This is a genomic window from Microbacterium sp. MPR-TSA4, from assembly GCF_058792815.1.
Window position 1 is genome coordinate 1 of sequence record NZ_JBXAFF010000045.1, and the last position, 21,576, is coordinate 21,576.

Here is a 21,576-nt window from a genome sequence, read left to right on the forward strand (position 1 = left end):
GCAGCACGGTGCGCAGCCGCACGAGGGCGTCGTCGACGTCGGCCACCTTGGGCTGTTCGGCCTTCTCGTTGCGGGTGCGACGATCACGCCCGCGCGCCACGCCTCCGCCCACCCGGCCGCCGCGGCCGCCGACCTGCTGGTCGTGGGCCGCATCGCCACCGGCGACCCGGCCGCGCCGACGGCGGAGGCGATGGCGGTCGCCGGCGGGCGCATCGTCGGCATCGGCTCCCGCGCCGACCTCGACGCGCTCACCGGCCCCGCCACGACGACGCTCGCACCGGACGGTGTCGTGATCCCGGGCCTGATCGAGCCCCACGCGCACATCTGGGTGTCGCTGCTCACCCTCGACTGGACCGACGTGTCGCACAGCGCCTGCCCGCGCTTCGACGACGTCGTGGCCGCGCTCACCGCGGCCGCCGCCGCGACGCCCGCCGGGCAGTATGTCCTCGCGAAGCTCTTCGACCCGAGCCTGTACCCCGGCGAGCCCGTCCTGACGCGCGACATCCTCGACCGGGTCGCGACGGACCGCCCGGTGATCGTGCTGAACGCGTCGATGCACTTCGCCTACGCCAACAGCGCGGCACTGGATGCCGCCGGCATCACCGACGCCACGCCGCAACCCGTCGGCGGCACGCTCGAGAAGGTCGATGGGCGCCTCACCGGTGTGGTCGGCGAGTCCCCCGCGGTCACGATGCTGCTGGCGAGGCTGCCCCGGCCGACGAGCGAGGACATCGCCCGCGGCATCCGGCAGGTGCTCACCGCCTTCGCGAGCCGGGGCGTCACGTCGATGCGCGAGGCGATGACCGGCACGCTCGCCGGGGTGAGCGAGATCGCGATGCTGCACGCGCTCAACGGCGCCGCCCGCCTGCCCGTGCGGGTGTCGACGGCCCAGTTCTCCGCACTCGCCGGCTGCGCCGGTCCGATCGAGGCCGCCGCCGCGTGGAAGGAGGCGGGGGTCACCCCCTTCAGCGGAGACGAGATGGTGCGCGCCGACGCCTGGAAGATCGTCGCCGACGGCTCCAACCAGGGCCGGTCGGGCTACTTCCTGCAGCCGTACCTGGGCGAGACCTCGGGCGGCCACGCGAACTGGACGCCGGAGAGCCTGCGCGAGGTGATGCGCGCCGGCCTCGACGACGGCTGGCAGCTGATGATCCACACGAACGGCGATGCGGCGGTGGAGTTCGCGCTGCGCGCCGCCGAGGAGCTGCTCCCCGGGCGTCGGGGCGACCTGCGCCACCGGTTCGAGCACGCGTCCGTGACGACCGACGATCAGCTCGTGCGCATGGCGGCCGCGGGCATCTCGCCGAGCTTCCTGATGGACCACGTCTACTACTGGGGTGCCGCCTTCCGCGACACGATCCTCGGACCCGACCGCGCGGCACGGCTCGACCGCCTCGCGTCCGCCGTGCGTGCAGGGCTGCGTCCGAGCCTGCACTCGGACTACAACGTCACCGAGGTGCACCCGCTGCACGCCGCCCAGACTGCCGTCCTGCGCCGCCTCGAAGCCGACGGATCGGTGCTCGCGCCCGAGGAGTGCGCCACGCCCGCCCAGGCGCTCGCCGCGATCACCGCGGATGCCGCCTGGCAGATCCACGCCGACGATCGCGGGAGCCTCCGCGCGGGCATGCGCGCGGACTTCGCGGTCGTGGACGCCGATCCGTGGACGAGCGATCCCGCCGGCTGGGACGACATCGCCGTCCACGCGACCTACATCGACGGCGTCCCGGCGTTCTCCGCCTGACCGCTCGCCGCCCACCCCCCTTCCCGCCTGTCCCCTTTCCTCGCCTCCCCCCTCTCCCGAAGGCCTCTCATGACCAGCACCCTGCCGACGTCCGTCGTGCGCTCCCCCTCCGTCCTCGCCGTCCCCCTGCTCGGCGTCCTCGCCGCCGTGCAGGGCTCGGCGCCGAACATCGCCGCGACCGCACTCGTCGGCGCCAGCCGCGGCCTCGACATGGTCGGCGGAGACCAGGCGCTCGCCGCCTCGATGCAGACTCTGGCGATCGCGGCATCCGTCATCACGACGGGCCTGCTCGCCGACCGCATCGGACGTCGGCGCATGCTCGTCGCCGCCCTCGTCACGGGGCTCGTGGGGCAGCTGATCGTCGCCGCCGCCCCGATGCCGGCGCTCTACATCCTCGGGCAGGCCGTGTCCGGCGTCGGTCTGGGAGCGGTCTACGCGGCCGCCTTCGCCTACATCCAGGTGCTCGCGGCGCCGGGTCGCCTGCCCGCCGCGGTCGCGACGTTCGCGGCGTGTTCGGGTGCCGCGGGCGTCGTCTTCACGTTCTCGGGCGGGATGCTGGCCGGGGCCGACTGGCGGCTGGCGTTCCTGCTCGTGCCGCTCCTGTCCGCGCTCAGCATCCCCGCCGTGCTCGCCCTGCTGCCGGCCGTGGCTCCGAGCGTCACCGAGAAGCGCGACGTGTGGGGACAGATCGCCCTCATCACCGGCATGGTCGTGCTGCTGTTCGGCGTCTCCCAGCTCGCGTCCTCGCTGCGCAGCCCCCTCACCTGGGCGGCGATCGCACTGGGTGCGCTGCTTCTCGGCGCGTTCGTGTGGTCGCAGACGCGCGTCGCGCATCCGTTCTTCCCCGTCGCACTGTTTCGCCGGCCCTTGTTCCTCGCCGCGCTGTGCGCCGGGTTCGTGTTCAACGCGGGCGGGGCGGTCGCCTTCCTCCAGCTCTCGAACCTGTGGCAGTACGTCCTGGGGCTCACCCCCGGCACGGTGGCGGTGTGGCAGCTGCCGGTGTCGGTCACCTCGATCCTGGGCGCGATCGTGCTCGGGCGGCTCATGACCCGCGGGATGAGCCCGCAGACCTCCCTGCTCGTCGGCGGCGTGCTGTCCGCGGCCGGGTTCGGTGCGGCGTTCCTCGCCCGCGATGCCGCTTCACCGCTGGCGTTCGTCCCCGCCGGCATCCTCATCGCCCTCGGGATCACGGCCGCCGCGCTCCCCTACGGCACCCTCGTGCTCAGCGAGGCGCCCGCCGAGTTCTACGGCCCGGTCACGAGCTCGCGCACCACCTTCGGTCAGCTCTTCTACTCGCTGGGAACGGCGCTGTCGACGGTCGTCGTCACGCAGCTCACGGTGGCCGGCATCACCTCGCGGCTGTCGTCATCGGGCATGTCGGATACCGCCGTCCAGACCGCTCTGACGAGCGTCGGCGCCTACGCGAAGGACGGAACCCGTCCGGATGCCGCGGTGTTCGATGCCGCCCTCGGCGCCTACCGCGACGGCTTCGGCGCGCTCATGCTGGGCATGGCCGTCGTGGCCCTGGTGGTCAGCGTCGTCGGCGCCGCCCTGATCGCCCGCGCGCACCGCGGCCTCACCTCGGCGCGCTGAACGGCGGGTACCGGCGCCGCAGGATCAGGCGCTGCCCCAGGGTCCAGGCAGCGGTGGTCATCAGATAGACCGCCGCGGCGAGCGGCACGAACAGCGCGACCACGGCGGTCGCGAACTGCAGCGCACCGACGACCGGATGCGCCGCGGCGACGCCCGACCGCGCGTCCGCCGACGGCAGCAGCAGGCGCCGCGTGAGCTCCCCCACGACGGCGATCACGATGACGACCACACCGATCACGATCGCCGTCGCGGCATCCAGCTGCTGCGCGAGGACCGCGCCCACGAAGCTGCGTCCGAGCGGGACGCCCAGGAGCGTCTGATCGAGAAGCGGGTTGCCGTGGCCCGCGATCGAGGCGTGCAGGAAGGCGGCGTAGACCAGGCCGACGACGGGAGCCTGCAGCACGAGCGGCAGGCATCCCGCGGACGGCGACACCCCTTCCTCGCGGTAGAGCGCCATCGTCTCGCGCCGGAGACGGTCGGGGTCCGTCCGGTGCCGCTGCCGCAGCACCTGCAGACGGGGCGCGAGCCGCGAGCGGGCCTGCTCCGCCCGGGCCTGGGCGATCCCGACCGGGATGAGGAGCATGCGCACGCCGAGAGTGATGAGCACGACGGAGAAGCCGGCCGCGAGCGGTCCGGCGACAGGGGTGAGAAAGGCGATCACGGCCATGAGGCCGGTCGAGACGAGGTCGAGCAGGGCCGCCACCGGCGGCAGGGCGAAGAGGTCCACGGGGCATCCGTTCCAACGAGGCGATCAGAGTGGGCTGGTCGACCGCGAAGGGATGCCGAGGCGCGATGGCGCGCGCGGCGTGGCTAGGCGGCCGGTGCCGCCCGACTCGGACCGCGCCGCAGGACATGCCCCGGAGCGTCCGGATCGCTCTGCGCCAGCGGCGCAGCGAGCAGTCGCGACCGCGCCGACCGCACGCGCGTGGGCGATGCGCCCTCGAGGGTGGAGGCGGCGGTCGCAACGAGCACGACGACGGCGAGCGTCGCGACCGCGACCGCCACGGCGCTCAGCGCGCCGATCTGCGCGACGTCCGGCGCCAGCATGCCGATGCCGGAGATGAGCTCCCGCACGACGGAACGGAGCGTGTCGATCATGGCCCGCCTCCTCCCGTCGGTGCTGCCCAGGGTAGCGGAGAGCACCCCGTCCACGCGCGGCGCGGGTCGCGCGCACCCGTTCACGAGGCGTTGCCGGGCGCCGAGTACACTCCCGGCGTGACCTCCCGTTCCACGCCCCGACGGCCGTCGTCGACGAGCACTCCCCGATGAGCGCGTCGGGGGCGCTCGCACGACGGCTGGGCCTGGTCGATGCGATCGCCATCGGTCTCGGATCGATGATCGGCGCGGGCGTCTTCGCCGCCTTCGCACCCGCGGCCGCGGCGGCCGGCGGCGGGCTCCTGATCGGTCTCGCGATCGCGGCGGTCGTCGCGTACGCGAACGCGACGTCGTCCGCTCAGCTCGCCGCGCAGTTCCCGACATCCGGCGGCACCTACGTGTACGGCCGGGAGATGATCGGCCCCTGGTCGGGCTTCTTCGCCGGCTGGTCGTTCGTCATCGGCAAGACGGCCAGCTGTGCCGCGATGGCGCTGACCTTCGCGTCGTACGCGGTGCCGGAGGCGTGGCAGCGGCCGGTCGCGGTCGCGGCCGTCATCGTGCTCGCGATCGTCAACACCTTCGGGGTGACGCGGACGGCCGGTCTCACCCGAGCGATCGTCGTCGTTGTGCTGTCGGTGCTCGTCCTCGTGGTGGTGGCCGCCGCGGCATCCGGCGCGGCGACGACGGCCAACCTGACCATCGGGCCCGGCGAGCACGGCTGGTACGGGATCCTCCAGTCGGCGGGGCTGCTCTTCTTCGCCTTCGCCGGCTACGCGCGCATCGCGACGATGGGCGAAGAGGTGCGCGATCCGCAGCGGACCATCCCGCGCGCGATCGTCATCGCGCTGGTCCTCGCCCTCATCGTCTACGTCGCGCTCGCCGTGGCGGCGCTCGCCACGCTCGGGCCCGAGCGGCTGGCCGCCTCCCCGGCGCCGCTGGCCGAGCTGGCCGCCGCGGGCGGCTGGACCTGGACCGGGCCCGTCGTGCGGGTCGGCGCCGCCGCGGCATCCCTGGGCGCGCTGCTGGCTCTCGTGGCGGGCATCGGGCGCACCAGCCTCGCGATGGCCCGCGCGGGCGACCTGCCGCGGTGGCTGTCGGCGGTCCACCCGCGTTACGCCGTGCCGCACCGCGCCGAGCTCGCCCTCGCCGCGGTCGTGAGCGTGCTGATCCTCACGACCGACCTCCGTGCGGCGATCGGGTTCTCCTCGTTCGGGGTGCTGCTGTACTACCTGATCGCGAACGTCGCGGCGTATCGGCAGGGTGCCGCGGCGCGGCGCTTCCCGCGCGTGCTGCAGATCGTCGGCGCGGTGGGCTGCGCCGTCCTCGTGGCGACGCTCCCCTGGCCCTCGATCGTCGGCGGCGCGGCGGTCGTGGCGGTCGGCGTCGCCTACCGGGCGCTGCGCCGCCGCGCGGAGGGCGTCACGCCGCGCGCGTGACCAACGTCGGAGAACCGCGGGCGGGCGCTCGAGATCCCGCGAAGCGGGGCGGCGGCGCGGGCATTGTTCCGACGTTGTGCACCCGCGGAGAGCGCGACCGCCGCGACGCGCGCGACCTGGGCGCCAGATCCGGCGTTCACGGCTGCGGCGTCGTGATCGCGACCGGCGTCCCCCACCCGTAGTAGTGCTGCACGGTGGTGGTCTGGATGCCGCCGACGCTCGCGGTCGCCTGGACGCCGACCGGCACGTGCGCCGACGTCAGCCACACGACCATCTCCTGGACGTCGGCCCCCACGGCGGTGAAGGCGGCGTCGGACTGGAGCCGCCACGCGGGGACCTCGGTGTCGTCGGGAAGCGTGATGACGTCCTGATCGGTCTGCACCGTCCACGACGCAGATGCCGAGATGACGGCGGTGGTGGCCGACGGATCGGCGAAGGCCCGATAGGCCTGCCCCACGGTGCCCGCCAGCATCCGCTTCGGGTCGGTGCTGCTCGCGTCGCCCTCGACCCACACGCCGTCGATCGTGATCCACGCCGCGTCGGGCGTGAGCACGAACGAGGTCGAGCCGTCCGCCCCCGTCACGGTTCCCGACATCGCGGGCGCGTCGCCGAAGACGAAATCCGCCTGCCCCGAGCTGCCGTCGGAGGCCGTGAACGTCTCGCGGCCGCTTCCCGCGGCACGCGAGAAGCCCACGACGCAGGCGGCCAGATCCGAGCCCGCGACCGACGCCCCGGGCTTCAGCTCGACGGCGTCACACACCGCCGGAGCACCGACGGCGCCGGACACGGATGCGGACGGCCCCGGCGAGGACGTGGCCGCGCCGGCGGTCGTCGTGGGCGAGGCGGCGGGTGTCGTGACCCCCGCGGCGCACGACGTGAACGCGAGGGCTCCGGTGGCGGCGGCGAGGATCAACACGGCGGGGAGGGAACGTCGCATCCCTCGACTGTATGTCAGCACCCGCCCACCGCTGCAAGCCGGCCCGGCCATTTCACAGGCGTCGGGTGCTACAGTTGACCGTCCCGTATCTCGGGCACGCGTCCGTTCCGTCCCTCTCGATGCCGAGAGCCATCTCCTCGGACCGCCATCTACGACCAGCGGCATCCTTCGCCGCCCGCGCACCACTGTGATCGCGCGCTACAGAAACGATTCATGACCTTCCCTCCCACCTCGCCAGAGGTCCTCTGGCGCCAGGCCGACGCCGACGTCCACGTCGCCACGATCGCCGGTGAGTACGCCGGCTTCGTCGCCGACACGCTCGCCGGAGCCCACGCGCACGGCGCGCGCGGCGAAGACCTCGGCATCCACACCAGCCCGCTGCTGGCTCGAGCCGCCGTGACCGCGGCGCTCTCGACCGCTCACAAGACCCCCACACGTCCGCGTCGCATTCGTCGACTCGGCACACCCGGCCGCCCCGGCGGCCCGAAAAACAGAAGGAAAGACACGATGGCCACTGGCACCGTGAAATGGTTCAACTCCGAGAAGGGCTACGGCTTCATCGCGCCGGACGACGGCTCCGCCGACCTGTTCGCGCACTTCTCCGCAATCGTCACCGACGGCTTCAAGGAGCTGCGCGAAGACCAGAAGGTGGAATTCGACGCCGAGCGTGGCCCCAAGGGCATGCAGGCCGCGAACATCCGCGCGCTCTGACCCAGACCGCGTGAGAGAGCCCGTCCCGACGATCGTCGGGGCGGGCTCTTCCCGTTCACGCGACGGACTTGACTCTCACACCGTGTGACGCGGGAGCATGACCTCATGGCCGAGACCACGGATCTCATGACGATCGGACAGTTCAGCTCGCTGAGCAGACTGTCCGTGCGCATGCTGCGTCACTACGACCTCCACGGAGTCCTCGTGCCCGCCGACGTCGACCGCGTGAGCGGGTACCGACGTTATGCGGCACGGCAGCTCCAGGATGCCGCTGACATCCGCAATCTGCGCGACGTCGGGTTCGGCGTCTCCGCCATCGGCATCCTCCTCGCCGCCCGCGACACCCCGGAATGGACGACGGCGCTGCGCCTGCAGCGCGAGTCCCTGCTCGAGGAACAGCGCGCGGCCCAGGGACGTGTCTCTCTCATCAACAGATTGCTCGACCACGGAGGAACACCCATGTCCATCACTGTCAGTCGCACCACCGTTCCCGCGATGACGCTCGCGTGCCTGCGCGGAACCGTGCCCACCTACTCCGACGAGGGCCAGCTCTGGGAGCGGATGATGCCCGCTCTCGGCGCGCAGTCGATCGCGCCGCTCGGTCCGTGCGGCGTGATCGAGCACGACGATCAGTACACCGAGCGCGACGTCGACCTCTCGATCTTCGTGCCCGTCGCCCCCGGAACGCGCGTCGAGGCCCCGCTCGAGGTCGTCGAGCTTCCCGCGCGCGACTGCCTCGTCGCGCGCGTGGTCGGCCCCTACGATCAGATCACCGCCGCGCACGACCTGATCAACCAACGCATCGCCGCCGACGGGCTGCGTCCGCGCAGCGACGACGCGCTGGCTGCACGCGCGTTCAACATCTACCTGAACACGCCCGCCGAGGTGGGCCCGGCCGAGCTGATCACCGAGGTCTACGAACCGCTCGCCTGAGCGGACGCGCCGTCGCCCGAGGGGCCACCGGCCTCCGTCGGATCGGTGACCCATCGGGCGATGGCCGCCTCGACCAGCCGCGCCACGCGCTCGGGCGGATACGCCTCGGGGTCGAGCACCGCCTGAGTGGCGATGCCCAGCATCGTGGCGTGCAGCTGCTCGGCGATCGCGGCCGCATCGTCCGGGTGGGTCGACGTCTCGTCGAGGACCGCCGCCACGAGGAGCGCGAGTCTGGCGCGGCTGTCGCGATAGCGCTGGGCGTGCGCGGCCGCACGGTCGGGCTCGGCGAGCGCGGCATCCCACGAACTCACCCAGATGCGCGTCGCCGATCGTGACGGCCGATCGAGCGGCAGCATCCCGCGCAGCGCCGCCCGCAGCGCCGATCGAGCACTCTCCGACGGCGATCCCGCATCCGCGGCCCGGCGCGCGGCGAGCAGGTCGAGCGCGTAATCGGTGAGTTCCTTCTTCGAGCGGAAGTAGTGCGTCACGGTTCCGGTCGTCGCGCCCATCTCGGCGGCGACGACACGCAGGGAAAGCCCGACGAAACCGTCGCGGTCCAGCACGCGCCAGACGGCTTCGGCCACCTCCGCTTGACGGTCGCGGCGGGTCCGCTCGGCAGGAGGCATGGGTCTAGACTGCCCGACATAACGATCGTTATGGAAGGCGTCCATGTTTCATCGAGTCCTCTCCCCCTCCGCCGAGCTGCGACCTCTGGAGCTCTGGCACGCCGACGAGTTCGCCGCGCACATGGAGCGGGCGCGCGAGCACATCCGCCCCTGGGTGGGCGCCTCGTTCGTCACGGACACCGTCGAGGGCGCCCGCGCCACGCTGCACCGCTACGCAGCGAGTGCGGCCGATGACGGCGCGCGCCTGTTCGGCATCTGGGCGGACGGGCGCCTGGTCGGCGGCGTGATGTTCGTCGCCTTCAGCGCCGCCGCCGGCCACTGCGAGATCGGATGCTGGCTCGAGCCCGCGGCCGAGGGACGGGGACTCGTGACCGCGGCATCCCGGGTGCTCGTCGAGTATGCGCTGCGCGAGCGGGGCCTGAACCGCGTCGAGTGGCGCTGCCGGGCCGACAACGAGCGCAGCGCCGCGGTCGCGCGGCGGCTGGGGATGACACTGGACGGTACCCTGCGCGGCGCCTGGCTCAACGGCGGGGTGTTCCACGACAAGCAGGTGTGGGCACTGGTGCGCGAGGACCTCGCCCCGGCGTGACCCCGCCCGCCGGGCATGTGCGGCCACCTCCGGAGCGCCGCGCTCGCCCGCGCTCGATCCGCGCAGGAGCGGGTCGTCAGCGTTCGTCGGCGACGATCTCGGCTTTGGCTCCCGCGGAGTCCTCCAGCCAGCCCGCGTAGTGATCCGGTTCGCCCAGCAGCCAGCCCCCCTCGCGACGCGCTCACGGAAGGTCTGCGACCCACAGTTCGACGTGATGAAAGCCCGGCACGGTCTCACTCTGCCGCCGTCGCCGGAGCGAGCGCCGCAGACGGGACGCGGCGCGCGCGCTCGGCGATGTCCTCGGCCAGCTCGACCTCGACACCCTCGGGCGCGGCGTAGTCCACGTGGAGCGCGCCCTCGGCATCCCGTTCCCAGTGCACGCCGATGGTGCCCCGCGGCGTGTCGATCGAGGTGCGCGCCCAGGCGAGGCCAGCGGGCGGACGCGGGTCGACCCGCACCCGCGCCCACCCCGGAGCGAGGGAGGCGAGTCCGCCGACGACGCGGTGCATCCAGTCGGCGACGGCGCCGAACGCGTAGTGGTTGAAGCTCGTCATCTCCCCCGGATTGACCGTCCCGTCGGGAAGGAGCGCGTCCCACCGCTCCCACACGGTGGTGGCTCCGAGGTCGACCGGGGCGAGCCACCCCGGCGTCTCGCGGTTGACGAGCAGCGCCAGCGCGTCGTCGAGATGGCCGGTCGCCGTGAGGGCGTCGCACAGGTAGGGGGCACCGGCGAAACCGGCGATGACACGGTGTCCCGACGCGCGGACGAGCTCGGCCAGCCGCTGCCCGGCCTTCGCGGCATCCGCCCCGTCGAGCACCTCGCAGACGATCGCGAGCGCATACACGGCGGGCGCATCCGAGCGCAGCCGCCCGCCGGGCTCGGCGTACGCCCGCCGGAAGTCGTCGCGCAGCCGCCGGGCGCGGGCCGCCCACCGCCTCTCGTCGCCGGGACGGCCGAGCACGCTCGCGGCGCGGGACAGCATCAGGATGCTGCGGTGCAGCGCGGCCGTCGCGACCGCGCCCGGGTCGGCGATCGCCGCGAACGGGTCGTCGGGCGGAGCCGTGGGATCGAGCCAGTCCCCGAACTGGAAGTCGTCGCGCCAGACCCCGTCGGCGGAGAGCCGGCCGAGCACCCGTTCGACGTGCGCGGTCATGCTCGCCCAGCTCTCCGCGAGCACGGCGGGCTCGCCCGACGACTCCCACAGCGCCCACGGCACCCACACCGCCGCGTCGCTCCAGACGCCCACCGCCTCCGGCGGCTCCCCCGGGCGCACGCTCCACCCCGGTAGCGCATCGGGCACGACATAGGGCACCCGCCCGTCGGCATCGTCCTGCTCGCACCGAAGGTCGGTGAGCCATTCCCGGAGGAACCCGTCCATGTCGAAGAGGAAGCAGGCGGTGGGGGCGAACACGGCGATGTCGCCCGTCCATCCCAGGCGCTCGTCCCGCTGGGGGCAATCGGTGGGGATGCCGACGGTGTTGCCGCGCAGACTCCACACCACGTTGCGGTGGAAGCGGTCGAGCACCGGATCGGAGCAGGCGAAGCGTCCGGTGCGGCGCAGGTCGCTGCCGATGACGACGGCCTCCACGTCGCCCTCGACCGCGCTCCATCCCTGGATGCGCGCGTACCGGAACCCGTGGAACGTGAAGGCGGGCTCGACATCGTCGTCGCCGCCGGACAGCACGACGACGTCCTCGGCGCGGGCGCTGCGCAGCGGGCGGCGGGCGAGCTCTCCGCGTTCGAGCACTTCGGCGTGCTGCACGGTGAGCCGATGGCCGCGCGGCCCCCGGGCCCTCGTCCGCAGCCGGCCCACCAGGTTCTGTCCGAAGTCGAAGATCGTGCCGCCGCGGCCGTCGCTCCACGCCGAGATGGGGGCGACGCGCGCGGTCCGCACGATCGGGGGCCCCGCGAACGGCACGAGCCGGGAGCGGTCGAGGTGGTCCACGACGACCGGATGCGCAGCGCCGCGGCGCGTGCGCAGATCGAGGTGCTCACCGTCGTAGAGGTCGTCGGAGAGCGTCACCGTGCGGACCGTCCGCCAGGTGTCGTCGGTGACGAGACGGTGCGACGAGCCGTCGTCGAAACGCAGGGTCAGCGCGGCGGCGACACCCGGCCGATCGCCGTAGAGCGCGCGGGCTCCCCTCCATCCGAGGCGACCGCAGTACCAGCCGTTGCCGGCACGCAGCTCGATCTCGTGGGAGCGCCCGGGGCCCAGCTGCGCGGTGACGTCGTAGGTCGCCACGCGCAGCCGGTGGCGGTACGCCGTCCACCCCGGCAGGAGCACGTCGGCGGTCACGGGCCGTCCGTCCAGCAGCGGCTCGACCAGACCCTCGGCCGTCACCTCCAGCACCGCCGCGGTCAGCGCGGCGCCGCCCGGCACCGAGAACGCGCGCACGAACCCCGGCGCGCCGCGCCATCCCTCCGGCGCGCGGAGCACGCTCGCACCCTCCAGCATCCCTCTTCACTCCTGCCTTTCCTCGACGGGCACCGCCCGCGAGAACGGACCCCGCGTCGGCCAGGACGGCGAACGACGCGGAGCCCGCTCTCGGGATGCGGGGACTCAGCCGATCGTGATGTCGCCGATCTGCACGCCCCACGATGACACGAGACCGAACCGGACCTCGACGGCGCGCGTGCCGGCCGGCAGCGCCGCACTGGTGATCGTGCGTTTGGTCCACCCGTTGGTCGTGGCCGTGGCCGCCGTCGCGGTGAAGGCCACCGTCGTGGCGGTGCCCGAGCCGTCGAGGGCGACGATCGTGAACGCGCTCGGCCCCTGGTTGAAGTAGAAGGTCGAGAGGGTCACGGTCTTGCCGGGCGCCGCATCCCAGCGCACCCAGCCGGGCTGGTCGTCGCTGCGCTTGATGCGCGAGGTGTCGCCGGCCATGTTGGATGCCGGAGCGGTCGTGTCCAGCATGATGTTCGCCGAGCGCGCCGTGCTGATGCTCCAGTCGTTGACCGGGTCGAAGAGCGCCGGGGCGACGGCGGGCGGCGCGGCCTCGTGGAACCCGCGGGAGGGCGCCGCGGTCGTCGACAGTGCGTTGCCGAAGAAGTCGCGCAACCCGTTGGGGCTCACGACCTGCCCGGTGGAGATCGCCGGCGAGGTCGACAGGAGCTTGTAGGCGTCGGCGACGGCGAACCCGTTGCCGGTGGTGCCCGCCGCGACGAACCGCGGGTCGGCGGTGATCTTCGTGGCATCCGCCGGCTCGCTGGCGGGGTGGTTGCCCGAGAACACGTTCGAGGCGAACGTCGCGTTCGTGCCCATGCCGGGGTACGTGTACGACCCGGTGCCGTGGTTGTCGACGATGTTGTTCACGAACGACCACTGGCCCGGCGTCGATGAGGCGCAGGCCCCGGCGTCGCCGTCGCAGTAGATGGGGTTCGCGGGCGATCCGGCGGGGATGTACACGGTGTTGTTGTAGATCTTCACCGGCCCCGGCACGCCCCACGAGAAGGTGAAGACGCCCTTCACTCCTCCCCAGGCGTCGTTGACCGACAGGTTGTCACGCACCACCACGTCGCTCGAGTAGCCGCCCATCAGGAGCAGGAAGCCGCCCTCGTTGTCGTGCGAGTAGTTGTACTGCACGCGGGTGTTCTTGCTGCCCATGTCGACGTCGAAGCCCTGACCGTCGGTGCCGTGGGTGCGGGTGCCCGACACCTCGTTGAACTGCACGAGCGTGTTCATGCCGCGCGTGGGCCACAGTCCCGCCGACGCCGGCATGTTGCCCGCATCGGTGGTGCGCTGGCCCGCCCCGCGGACGACGTTGTACTCCAGCACGGCACCGTCGGTTCCGAAGGCGAGGATGCCGTCGCTGTCGGGGTCGATCACGGTGTTGCCGCGGATGCGGACGTTCGAGGTGAGGGCGGACTGCACGATCACCGTCATGTCGGTGGTGAAGTAGCTGGCATCCCACACGACGATGCCGGTGCGGCCGACGTCGTGCACGGTGTTGTTCTCGATGAGCACCCCATCGAAGCTCGCGCCGAGCTGGGTGGTGTCCACGACGATCCCGCCGTTGTCGTGCGCGTCGATGTCGGCGCAGTGGAAGCATCCGTTCACGTCGCTGACGACGTTGCTGCGGATCACGATCCCGCGCTGCAGGGTGTTCGCGACGGTGTTGCGCACCAGGATGCCGGAGCGGGGCGTGCCGCCCGTGGGATCGCCGAAGTTGTCGGTGCCGGAGTCGTTCGACACGTCGAGGTTCTGGATCGTCCACCAGCTCTGGTTCTGCAGCTGGACGGTGCCGCCCGACGCGAGCGACGCGCCGCTGAGGTGCGGCAGCGCGCCCGAGCCGTAGGCGGAGACCGTGATGGGGGCGGACGCCGTGCCCGACCCCTGCGGAGCGAGCTGTCCCGTCCAGGTGCCGCCGCGCGCGAGCAGGATGCTGTCGCCGGCGGCGAAGGTGTGCGCGTTCACCGGAGCGAGCGACTTCCACGCGCTGGCCGGGCTGGTGCCGGCGGCGGCGTCGCTGCCGTTCACACTGTCGACGTAGTACGCGGTGGGGGCGGCCTGGGCGGGCTCGGCCGCCAGCACGCCCCCTGCGGTCGCGAGCACGACGGCGAGCGCAGTGGCCAGCGCGCGGCGGCGCGACCTGGGGCGGCGGCCCTCCGGTCGCGACATGGGCTGTTCGGTCATGGACCAATCTCCTCTCTCGTCCGCACGCACCGTTGCGCGCGGGAGCTTCGTGGCGGCGGGGCCGCATCGGTGGCGGGGGTCGACGGCGGCGGGTCTCAGTCCTTCATCCCCGCGGAGAGCCCGGCGCTGGCCAGGAGGGGACGCTGGAAGACCAGGAACAGCCCGATGGGGATCAGCGCCGAGACGACGAGGATCGCGAAGAAGGTCGTCAGGTCGTTCGTGCGCTCCAGCATCGGCAATGCGACCGAGATGGGCCGCACTTTCGGGTCGGTGAGCACCAGCGAGGGCCACAGGTAGTCCTTCCAGGCCCCGATCGCGGCCAGCAGGGCGACCACACCGAGGATGGGCCGCGCCGCCGGCAGCACGACGCTCCACAGGATGCGCAGCGGCCCGGCGCCGTCGATCTCGGCCGCCTCGATGAGCTCGCGCGGGATGCCGCGGAGGTAGCCGGTGACCAGCAGCACCGCGAACGCGTTGGCGCCCGCGGGCAGCCACACCGCCCAGAAGGTGTTCTGCAGCGAGATGCCGGTGCCGAACAGGTCGACCACCGTGAGGTAGAGCGGCACGAACGACACGATCGCCGGCAGGAAGACCGTCGCCAGGATGCCGCCCGACAGCAGCGGCGCCCAGCGCGGCCGCATGATCGCGATGACGTATCCCGCGCTCAGGGCCACCACGACGGTCGTGACCGCCGACCCCGCCGCCATCGCCAGCGTGTTGCCCAGCAGGCGCGCGGTGTCGACGCCGCGGAAAGCGTCGGCGTAGTGGTGCCACTCGGTCATCCGCCCGAAGACCCCGAGCGGGTCGCGCAGCACGTCGGTGGTCTCGCCGAGGGATGCCGCGACGAGCCACAACAGCGGCCCCAACCCGGCCACGACCAGTCCGGCCAGCACGGCCGCGTGCACGCCGCGCAGCACCCACCGCGTGCGCGGGCGCCGCAGCTCCGCCGGGGTCAGCAGGCCACCGCTCATGCCTGCCACCTCCGCGTGAGACGCAGGTAGAGCACCGACAGCACGGTGAGCGCCGCGGCCAGGAGGAGCCCGAGAGCCGTGGCCGCACCGTAGTCGGCGGAGCCGCCGAACGCGTACCGGTACATCAGCAGCAGGATCGTGAGCGTGGCGTTCTGCGGTCCGCCCGAGGTCATGAGGAAGGGCTCGGTGAACACCTGGGCCGCACCGATGAGCTGCAGCAGCAGCATGATGAGGATCATCGTGCGCATCTGGGGAAGCGTGACGTGCCAGACGCGTTGCCACACCGACGCGCCGTCGAGCGCCGCGGCCTCGTAAAGGTCGGGGCGGACGGCGGTGAGCGCGGCCAGGTAGATGAGCACGCTCGTCCCGGCCGCCGCCCACGTGGCCTGCAGCACGATCGACGGCATGGCCAGCGCGGCGTCGTTGAGCCAGGCGAACGGTCCGGCCCCGACCGTCGCCAGGATGCTGTTGAACAGCCCGGTCGGCGCGGGGTCGTACGCGAACCGCCACAGCAGGATCGCCACCACCGGCGGCACGATCACCGGGAAGTACGCCAGCGCCGCGAACAGGCCGCGGCGGCGGGCGCGGACCGTGGAGATCATGACGGCGAGGGCGAGCGGCAGGGGGAATCCGAAGACGATCGCGAGCACCGTGAACCACAGGGTGTTGCCCACCGCCTGCCCGAGCTGCGGGTCGGCGAGGACGTAGGCGAAGTTGCTCCAGCCGACCCACTCGACGGCGCCCACGAACGTGGGATGTTGCACGCTCATGAGCGCGCCGCGCACGATCGGCCACCACGAGAACACGGCGAACACGACGATCGTCGGCGCGGCGACGGCGAGCGCCGCCAGGGACGTGCGGCGACGTCGGGAACGGACGGACATCGGACTCCTCGGTGCGACGGGGACGGGTGGTGGGCTCCCCCGCCGCGGCGCGGCGAGGAGTCGTGGGGGTGCGGGGCGACGGGCGGGCTCACCGCCGCCCCGCACGGATCAGCGGGACAACAGCGCCTGAGCCGTGGAGGCGGCGCCGGACACGAGCGTGGGGATGTCCGCGCCCTGGTCGGTGATGACCGCCTGCACGACCGGGTCGAGCGTCGCGTAGATGTCCTGCCCCTTCACCGGCGGCTCCGACTGCACCTTCTGCTCGGCGACCTCGTCGAGGTAGGGGCGGAAGTTCTCGATCGGGACGTTGTTCAGATCGGAGATCCACGACAGGTACTGCTCGTAGGCCGCGGCGGTCACGACGGGCAGGCCGGGGATCGCGACGGCGGAGCCCTGTGACGCGAGTGCCTGCGCGTCGGCGCGCGCGGCATCCTTGTCGGTGTACTTGCCGAGCTCGGCGAGCTGGATCCACTCGACGGCGGCCTTCGCCTGCGCCGGCGACGCGTCGGGGCGCACGATGTCGATGGTGCCGCCCGACAGGGTCGTGGGCGCGTCGCCCGCCGAGACGGTCGGCATGGCCCCGAAGCCGAAGTCGGCGCTGGGGAAGGAGAGCTGTTCAGTGAGCGGCCGGTAGGCGTCGGACTGCAGGATGAACATGCCGACCTGCTGCCCCGCGAACGCCTGCGCGAGATCGAGCGCCGCCATCAGCCCGTTGGGAGACATGCTGCCATCGGTCCAGCGCATCTCGTGCAGGAGCGTCAGCGCGTCGGTGGTGGCCGCATCGTCGAAGGTGATCTCGTCTCCAGCCTCGTTCACGAGCGACCCGCCGCGCGACGCGACCTGGGCGCCGAGCACCCAGCCGCCCTGGTTGTCGGTGGTCACCTGGGCGAAGCCGGGCACGCCCGTCTTGTCCGTGATCTGCTTCGCGGCGGCGCGCACCTCGTCCCACGTGGTGGGCGGGGCGGCGGGGTCGAGGCCCGCCTTCTGGAAGAGGGCACGGTTGTAAACGAGTCCCATCGCGTAGGCCATGGTCGGCACGCCGTACTTCTTGCCGTCGGCGGAGACGAGGTCGACCAGCTGGGGGTTCAGCAGGTCGGTGACCCCGAGCTGGTCGACGGCGTCGGTCAGGTCGGCGACCTGCTTGCGCTCGATCAGTCCGCGGATCTCGGTGAAGGGCACGCCCATCACCGTCGGCAGGTCTCCGGCGGCCAGCCGTGCGGAGAAGGTCTGCGCGTCCCAGCCGTCCTCGGTGGTCGTGACGACGTAGTTCGGATGCTGCGACTTGAACGTCTCCACGAGGGAGTTGAACAGGGCGAGGCGGGCGGTCTCGGTCGCGGCGGGCTGATTGCCGATGACGATCTCGACGGGTCCGGCGGACTCGGCCGGGGTGGAGCCGGCGCCGCAGGCGGTGAGCCCGCCGACGGTCAGGGCCGTCATCGCCGCGAGAGCGGCGGCTTTCGCCCACGGGCGGGAGCGGAGTGGTCTCTTCATCGAAACTTCTCTTTCTGAGTCGGATTGCAGGCGACTCGGTGCGTGATGTACTTTGGTCGGGCCAGATGCCAAAGCGCTTTTGCACATTAGCCCGAGGGTGGCGGCGGACGCAAGACCGCAATCCGAAATCCGTGACACCCGCTGAGAGACGAGGACGACGCCGTGCTCACCCGTATCCCCACCGACGCCGTCTGGCAGCTCCGCGGAGCGTCGGGCCCCCTCCCCGACCACGTCGTCGGCCGTACCTTCGACGCCCCGGTGCCGGGCGACGTGCACATGGCGCTGCGCGACGCGCGGGCCATCGCCGACCCGTTCGACGACGACAACGAGCACCGGCTCACGTGGATCGGCGAAGCGGACTGGGAGTACCGCACCCGGCTCCCCGCCGTGACGGGCACCCCCGAGCGGATCGAGGTCGTGTTCCACGGCGTCGACACCCACGCGGACATCCTCATCGACGGCGACCCGCGCGCGCGCCTGTCGAACATGCACCGCACCTGGCGCGTCGCCGCTCCCGAGCTCGCCGAGGGCCCCGCCGAGCTGCGCGTCGCCCTGCGCTCGCCGGTCGCCGCCGCGGAGGCGGAACGCGACCGGCTCGGAGCGCGCTGGACCGTCTTCAGCACGCTGTCGCCCTTCATCCGCAAGAACGCGTGCGCGTTCGGCTGGGACTGGGGCCCGGCCCTGCCCGGGTCGGGCATCTGGCGCACCGTCGAGGTCGAGGCGTGGTCGACCGCCCGGCTCAGCGCCGTGCGGCCCACGTCGCGTCTCGCGGGCGACGACGGCGTGATCTCGCTCGACATCGAGCTGGAGCGCACCGCCGAGTCCGGGCGGCAGAGCGACCTCGGCGTACTCGTCGAGGTCGGGGGCGCCCGCACCTGGATCGCCGCGCCCGCGCACTCCGACCGCCTCCGGGGCGAGCTCGTCGTGCCGCACCCCGCCCGCTGGTGGCCGACCGGCATGGGGGCACCCGCGCTGCACGAGCTCACCGTGACGCTCGTCGACGCGCACGGCACCGCACTGGACGTCTGGACGCGACGGATCGGGTTCCGCGATCTCGTGGTCGATCAGACCGAGGATGCAGAGGGTCGCAGCTTCGGCCTGACGGTCAACGGGGTGCCGATGTTCGTCCGGGGCTTCAACTGGATCCCCGACGACACCTCGCCCGCCCGCGTCACGAGCCGGGACATCCGCCGTCGGATCGCCGAGACGCTCGACCTCGGCGCGAACCTGCTGCGCGTGTGGGGCGGCGGCGTGTTCGAGTCGGACGAGTTCTACACCGCGTGCGACGAGGCCGGCATCCTCGTGTGGCAGGACTTCCTCTTCGCCTGCGCGGCGTATCCCGAGGAGGAGCCCTTCGCCGGCGAGGTCGAGGCGGAGGCGCGCGAGAACATCACCCGGCTGATGCCGCACCCCAGCCTCGCGCTCTGGAACGGCAACAACGAGAACCTGTGGTTCTGGTTCCTGCACGACTGGGAGCACGTGCTGGACGGCGCGAGCTGGGGCGAGACGTTCTACGTCGACCTCCTCCCCCGACTCGTCGCCGAGCTCGACCCCTCGCGGGCCTATCTCGTGGGCAGCCCGTCGTCGGGCGGACGGTGGGACGATCCCAACGATCCCTCCCGCGGCGTGGTGCACTGGTGGATCCCCGACGACTATCGCGCCTACGACGACGTACGCCCGCGGTTCGTCTCGGAGTTCGGGTTCCAGGGACCCCCGGCCCGCGCGACCTTCGACGCGGTCGTCCACGACGAGCGGCCGGCACCCTTCTCGGCGGGGACCATCCAGCGCCAGAAGGCGGCCGGCGGCACGGAGCGCATCAACGACGTGCTCGACGCCCATTTCGGCGTGCCGACCGACTTCGACGAGTGGTACTGGCTCGCCCAGCTCGATCAGGCGCGCGCCGTGCGCTACGGCGTCGAGCGGTTCCGCACTCTCGAGCCCTTCTGCCGCGGCACGATCGTGTGGCAGCTGAACGACTGCTGGCCCGCGCTCTCGTGGTCGATGATCGACGTCGCCGACCGCTACAAGCCGGTCGCCTACGCCGTGCGCGAGGCCTACCGCCCGCGCATCGTCGTCCTGCGACACGAGGCCGACGGACCCACCCTGTTCGCGTGCAACAGCACACCCGAGCCGTGGGACGCGGTCGTCGACGTGCAGCGTTGGACGCGCGGTGCGCCCTCGGGGCAGACCGAGGCCACCGTGCACGTGCCGGCGCACACGGCGATCGCCGTGCCGATGCACGCCCTCGCCGCCGACCTCGGTGGCGACGAGCTGCTCGTCGCGACGGTGCTCACCCCGACGGATGCCGACACCGGCGCACCCGGGGCGTCCGGCGCACCCGGCGCGTCCGGGGCGCGCGCGTCGCGGAGCGTCCTGCTCGGCGAGACGGATCGCGTCCACCCCGACCCGGAGCCGCGGTTCGACGTGGAGGTGGACGCGGTGCCCGCGGGGGTGTCGGTGCACCTCACCGCGCGCACGCTGCTGCGCGACGCCACCCTGCTCGTCGATCAGATCGACCCCGACGCGCACGCCGAGCGCACCCTCGAGACGCTGCTGCCCGGCGAGACGGTGGCGTGGACGATCCGCACCGCCGCGCCGGACGCGTTCACGCCCGCGGCGGTGCGTGCCGCGCTGCGCACCGCCCGCGCCGCGACGAGCCCGGACGCCGGCTACCGCGGTCTCGCGCAGCTGGAGGCGGAGAAGCTCGCGCGAGCGGACGCGTCCTGACGGCGGCCGGGGCGTCTCACGCCCCGGCCGTCACACCGCGGCGAGCGCGTCGAGCAGAAGCGCCCACCGCGGATCCTGGCCGGGCGCCGGAAAGGTCATCCGCTGTCCCACGAAAGCGAAGCCGGTGCGCGAGGGGGCGTGGGCGAAGGCGAGCCGGCCGCCCATGCCGGAATGACCGAACGAGCCGTCGCCGAGCATGCGGTTCAGAGCGTGCGAGATCTCGAACCCCAACCCCCACCGCACGGTCGCGGCGGCGCCGGGAAGGCACAGCGGCTCGCGGATGCCGCCGAGCCAGTCGCGTGACACCAGGCCGACGGTGTCGTCGTCGAGCAGACGCACCCCGTCGACCGGCGCGACGCACGCCCCGTACACCCGGGCGAGGGCGCGTGCGTCCGCGACCAGACCGCCCCCGGGAACGAGCGCGCGTCGGAAGGGGAGGCCGTTGACCCGCTCGGTGCCCAGCATCCCGTCGACCCGTTCGAACAACGGGACGATCTGCACCGTGCTGCGGAAGGCGGCCGCGCAGGCCGCGGCGGTCGACTCCGGCGTACCGGCCGGCGCGGGCGGCGGCACGATCGGCTCCATGAGGGCGGGGAGGTAGCGACGGTCCTCGTCTGCCGGCAGCCCGAGCCAGAGCGCCGCACCCAGCGGATCGGCGACCCGTTCGCGCAGCAGGGTCGCCGCGTCGTCCCCGGTGACGCGGCGGAGCAGCTCGGCAGCGATGACGCCGTAGCTGAGCACGTGGTAGACACGAGCGCTGCGGGGGGCGTAGTCGGGCGGCGCCGCCGCGACCCGGGCGGCGAGGGCGAGCGGATCGAGGAGGTCCTCGGGCTCGCGGATCGGCAGGGTGGGCATGCCCGCGACGTGCGTCAGGACGTCGGCGACGGTGATGCGCTCCTTGCCGGCTGCGGCGAACTCCGGCCAGTAGTGCGCGACGGGGAGCGCGGGATCGAGCGCACCGGCCTGCACCTGCTGTGCCACGAGCAGGGCCACCATGCCTTTCGCCGCGGAGAACGCCAGCGTGGCGCTCTCACGCTCCCACGCCCGCCCCGAGAGGGGGTCGGCGCCGCCCCACAGGTCGACCACCGTCTCCCCGTCGACGACGATCGAGAGCGCCGCACCGGCGGCGTCGCTCTTGAGCACGCGCGCGAACGCCTCGGCCACCCCGGCATAGGCGGGATGGACGTGGCCGTGGGCCGGGGCGGTCG

At 72.7% G+C, this 21,576-nt stretch carries 17 protein-coding genes; 7 read left to right on the top strand and 10 right to left on the bottom strand.

Annotated features, from left to right (window positions below; genetic code table 11):
• Nucleotides 1–52: 52 nt before the first annotated feature.
• Both AC1Q49_RS13765 and AC1Q49_RS13770 read left to right on the top strand, forming a co-directional pair.
• Nucleotides 53–1,741, top strand: coding sequence for an amidohydrolase (locus AC1Q49_RS13765; protein ID WP_492492839.1), 1,689 nt, complete (start codon nucleotides 53–55; stop codon nucleotides 1,739–1,741).
• 69 nt (nucleotides 1,742–1,810) lie between these two features.
• On the top strand, nucleotides 1,811–3,334 hold the full coding sequence (locus AC1Q49_RS13770) for an MFS transporter (protein WP_492492815.1): 1,524 nt from the start codon (nucleotides 1,811–1,813) through the stop codon (nucleotides 3,332–3,334).
• Here the strand turns inward: AC1Q49_RS13770 and AC1Q49_RS13775 are convergent.
• A complete protein-coding gene (locus AC1Q49_RS13775) occupies nucleotides 3,318–4,061 on the bottom strand; it encodes a YidC/Oxa1 family membrane protein insertase (protein WP_492492817.1) in 744 nt (247 codons plus the stop codon). The two genes, AC1Q49_RS13770 and AC1Q49_RS13775, sit on opposite strands and share 17 nt — an antisense overlap.
• Before the next feature lie 83 nt (nucleotides 4,062–4,144).
• Nucleotides 4,145–4,432 (bottom strand): hypothetical protein, encoded by a 288-nt coding sequence (locus AC1Q49_RS13780; RefSeq protein ID WP_101305918.1) that lies wholly within the window; start codon nucleotides 4,430–4,432, stop codon nucleotides 4,145–4,147.
• A gap of 167 nt (nucleotides 4,433–4,599) precedes the next feature.
• On the opposite strand from AC1Q49_RS13780, the gene AC1Q49_RS13785 reads away from it, so the two are divergent.
• Nucleotides 4,600–5,865, top strand: coding sequence for an APC family permease (locus AC1Q49_RS13785; RefSeq protein ID WP_492492819.1), 1,266 nt, complete (start codon nucleotides 4,600–4,602; stop codon nucleotides 5,863–5,865).
• Between the two features lie 136 nt (nucleotides 5,866–6,001).
• Here the strand turns inward: AC1Q49_RS13785 and AC1Q49_RS13790 are convergent, their stop codons facing one another.
• A complete protein-coding gene (locus AC1Q49_RS13790) occupies nucleotides 6,002–6,802 on the bottom strand; it encodes a hypothetical protein (protein WP_492492821.1) in 801 nt (266 codons plus the stop codon).
• Nucleotides 6,803–7,309: 507 nt separating this feature from the next.
• Between AC1Q49_RS13790 and AC1Q49_RS13795 the strand changes: the two genes are divergently transcribed.
• Together AC1Q49_RS13795 and AC1Q49_RS13800 are read left to right on the top strand one after the other, a co-directional pair.
• The gene (locus tag AC1Q49_RS13795; RefSeq protein ID WP_060960125.1) at nucleotides 7,310–7,513 is read left to right on the top strand and encodes a cold-shock protein; all 204 of its coding nucleotides are present in this window, start codon (nucleotides 7,310–7,312) and stop codon (nucleotides 7,511–7,513) included.
• Nucleotides 7,514–7,618: 105 nt separating this feature from the next.
• The gene (locus AC1Q49_RS13800; RefSeq protein ID WP_492492823.1) at nucleotides 7,619–8,446 is read left to right on the top strand and encodes a MerR family transcriptional regulator; all 828 of its coding nucleotides are present in this window, start codon (nucleotides 7,619–7,621) and stop codon (nucleotides 8,444–8,446) included.
• Here AC1Q49_RS13800 and AC1Q49_RS13805 read toward each other — a convergent pair.
• The gene (locus AC1Q49_RS13805) at nucleotides 8,428–9,072 is read right to left on the bottom strand and encodes a TetR family transcriptional regulator C-terminal domain-containing protein (RefSeq protein ID WP_492492825.1); all 645 of its coding nucleotides are present in this window, start codon (nucleotides 9,070–9,072) and stop codon (nucleotides 8,428–8,430) included. The genes AC1Q49_RS13800 and AC1Q49_RS13805 overlap by 19 nt on opposite strands.
• A gap of 43 nt (nucleotides 9,073–9,115) precedes the next feature.
• Here AC1Q49_RS13805 and AC1Q49_RS13810 point away from each other — a divergent pair, with 43 nt between their 5' ends.
• Nucleotides 9,116–9,661 (top strand): GNAT family N-acetyltransferase, encoded by a 546-nt coding sequence (locus AC1Q49_RS13810; RefSeq protein ID WP_060960071.1) that lies wholly within the window; start codon nucleotides 9,116–9,118, stop codon nucleotides 9,659–9,661.
• A gap of 233 nt (nucleotides 9,662–9,894) precedes the next feature.
• On the opposite strand, the gene AC1Q49_RS13815 is transcribed toward AC1Q49_RS13810, so the two are convergent.
• The 5 genes from AC1Q49_RS13815 to AC1Q49_RS13835 all read right to left on the bottom strand — a co-directional run bounded on the left by AC1Q49_RS13815 (nucleotide 9,895) and on the right by AC1Q49_RS13835 (nucleotide 17,641).
• The gene (locus tag AC1Q49_RS13815; RefSeq protein ID WP_492492827.1) at nucleotides 9,895–12,099 is read right to left on the bottom strand and encodes a family 78 glycoside hydrolase catalytic domain; all 2,205 of its coding nucleotides are present in this window, start codon (nucleotides 12,097–12,099) and stop codon (nucleotides 9,895–9,897) included.
• A gap of 123 nt (nucleotides 12,100–12,222) precedes the next feature.
• On the bottom strand, nucleotides 12,223–14,295 hold the full coding sequence (locus AC1Q49_RS13820) for a right-handed parallel beta-helix repeat-containing protein (protein WP_492492829.1): 2,073 nt from the start codon (nucleotides 14,293–14,295) through the stop codon (nucleotides 12,223–12,225).
• Nucleotides 14,296–14,390: 95 nt separating this feature from the next.
• The gene (locus AC1Q49_RS13825) at nucleotides 14,391–15,266 is read right to left on the bottom strand and encodes a carbohydrate ABC transporter permease (RefSeq protein WP_492492831.1); all 876 of its coding nucleotides are present in this window, start codon (nucleotides 15,264–15,266) and stop codon (nucleotides 14,391–14,393) included.
• Nucleotides 15,263–16,150, bottom strand: coding sequence for a carbohydrate ABC transporter permease (locus AC1Q49_RS13830; RefSeq protein WP_101305906.1), 888 nt, complete (start codon nucleotides 16,148–16,150; stop codon nucleotides 15,263–15,265). Before AC1Q49_RS13830 ends, AC1Q49_RS13825 begins: the two co-directional genes overlap by 4 nt.
• A gap of 108 nt (nucleotides 16,151–16,258) precedes the next feature.
• The gene (locus tag AC1Q49_RS13835; protein WP_492492833.1) at nucleotides 16,259–17,641 is read right to left on the bottom strand and encodes an ABC transporter substrate-binding protein; all 1,383 of its coding nucleotides are present in this window, start codon (nucleotides 17,639–17,641) and stop codon (nucleotides 16,259–16,261) included.
• A gap of 162 nt (nucleotides 17,642–17,803) precedes the next feature.
• Between AC1Q49_RS13835 and AC1Q49_RS13840 the strand changes: the two genes are divergently transcribed.
• The gene (locus AC1Q49_RS13840) at nucleotides 17,804–20,368 is read left to right on the top strand and encodes a glycoside hydrolase family 2 protein (RefSeq protein ID WP_492492835.1); all 2,565 of its coding nucleotides are present in this window, start codon (nucleotides 17,804–17,806) and stop codon (nucleotides 20,366–20,368) included.
• A 30-nt stretch (nucleotides 20,369–20,398) separates the two neighbouring features.
• Here the strand turns inward: AC1Q49_RS13840 and AC1Q49_RS13845 are convergent.
• Nucleotides 20,399–21,576: serine hydrolase domain-containing protein (locus tag AC1Q49_RS13845; RefSeq protein WP_492492837.1), on the bottom strand; the 1,178-nt coding region annotated here is incomplete at its 5' end.

Coding starts and splice junctions, on each gene's coding strand:
- AC1Q49_RS13810 (WP_060960071.1), top strand. CDS start 9,116: ATGTTTCATCGAGTCCTCTCCCCCTCCGCCGAGCTGCGACCTCTGGAG.
- AC1Q49_RS13770 (WP_492492815.1), top strand. CDS start 1,811: ATGACCAGCACCCTGCCGACGTCCGTCGTGCGCTCCCCCTCCGTCCTC.
- AC1Q49_RS13835 (WP_492492833.1), bottom strand. CDS start 17,641: ATGAAGAGACCACTCCGCTCCCGCCCGTGGGCGAAAGCCGCCGCTCTC.
- AC1Q49_RS13805 (WP_492492825.1), bottom strand. CDS start 9,072: ATGCCTCCTGCCGAGCGGACCCGCCGCGACCGTCAAGCGGAGGTGGCC.
- AC1Q49_RS13790 (WP_492492821.1), bottom strand. CDS start 6,802: ATGCGACGTTCCCTCCCCGCCGTGTTGATCCTCGCCGCCGCCACCGGA.
- AC1Q49_RS13825 (WP_492492831.1), bottom strand. CDS start 15,266: ATGAGCGGTGGCCTGCTGACCCCGGCGGAGCTGCGGCGCCCGCGCACG.
- AC1Q49_RS13785 (WP_492492819.1), top strand. CDS start 4,600: ATGAGCGCGTCGGGGGCGCTCGCACGACGGCTGGGCCTGGTCGATGCG.
- AC1Q49_RS13800 (WP_492492823.1), top strand. CDS start 7,619: ATGGCCGAGACCACGGATCTCATGACGATCGGACAGTTCAGCTCGCTG.
- AC1Q49_RS13820 (WP_492492829.1), bottom strand. CDS start 14,295: ATGACCGAACAGCCCATGTCGCGACCGGAGGGCCGCCGCCCCAGGTCG.
- AC1Q49_RS13780 (WP_101305918.1), bottom strand. CDS start 4,432: ATGATCGACACGCTCCGTTCCGTCGTGCGGGAGCTCATCTCCGGCATC.
- AC1Q49_RS13795 (WP_060960125.1), top strand. CDS start 7,310: ATGGCCACTGGCACCGTGAAATGGTTCAACTCCGAGAAGGGCTACGGC.
- AC1Q49_RS13830 (WP_101305906.1), bottom strand. CDS start 16,150: ATGTCCGTCCGTTCCCGACGTCGCCGCACGTCCCTGGCGGCGCTCGCC.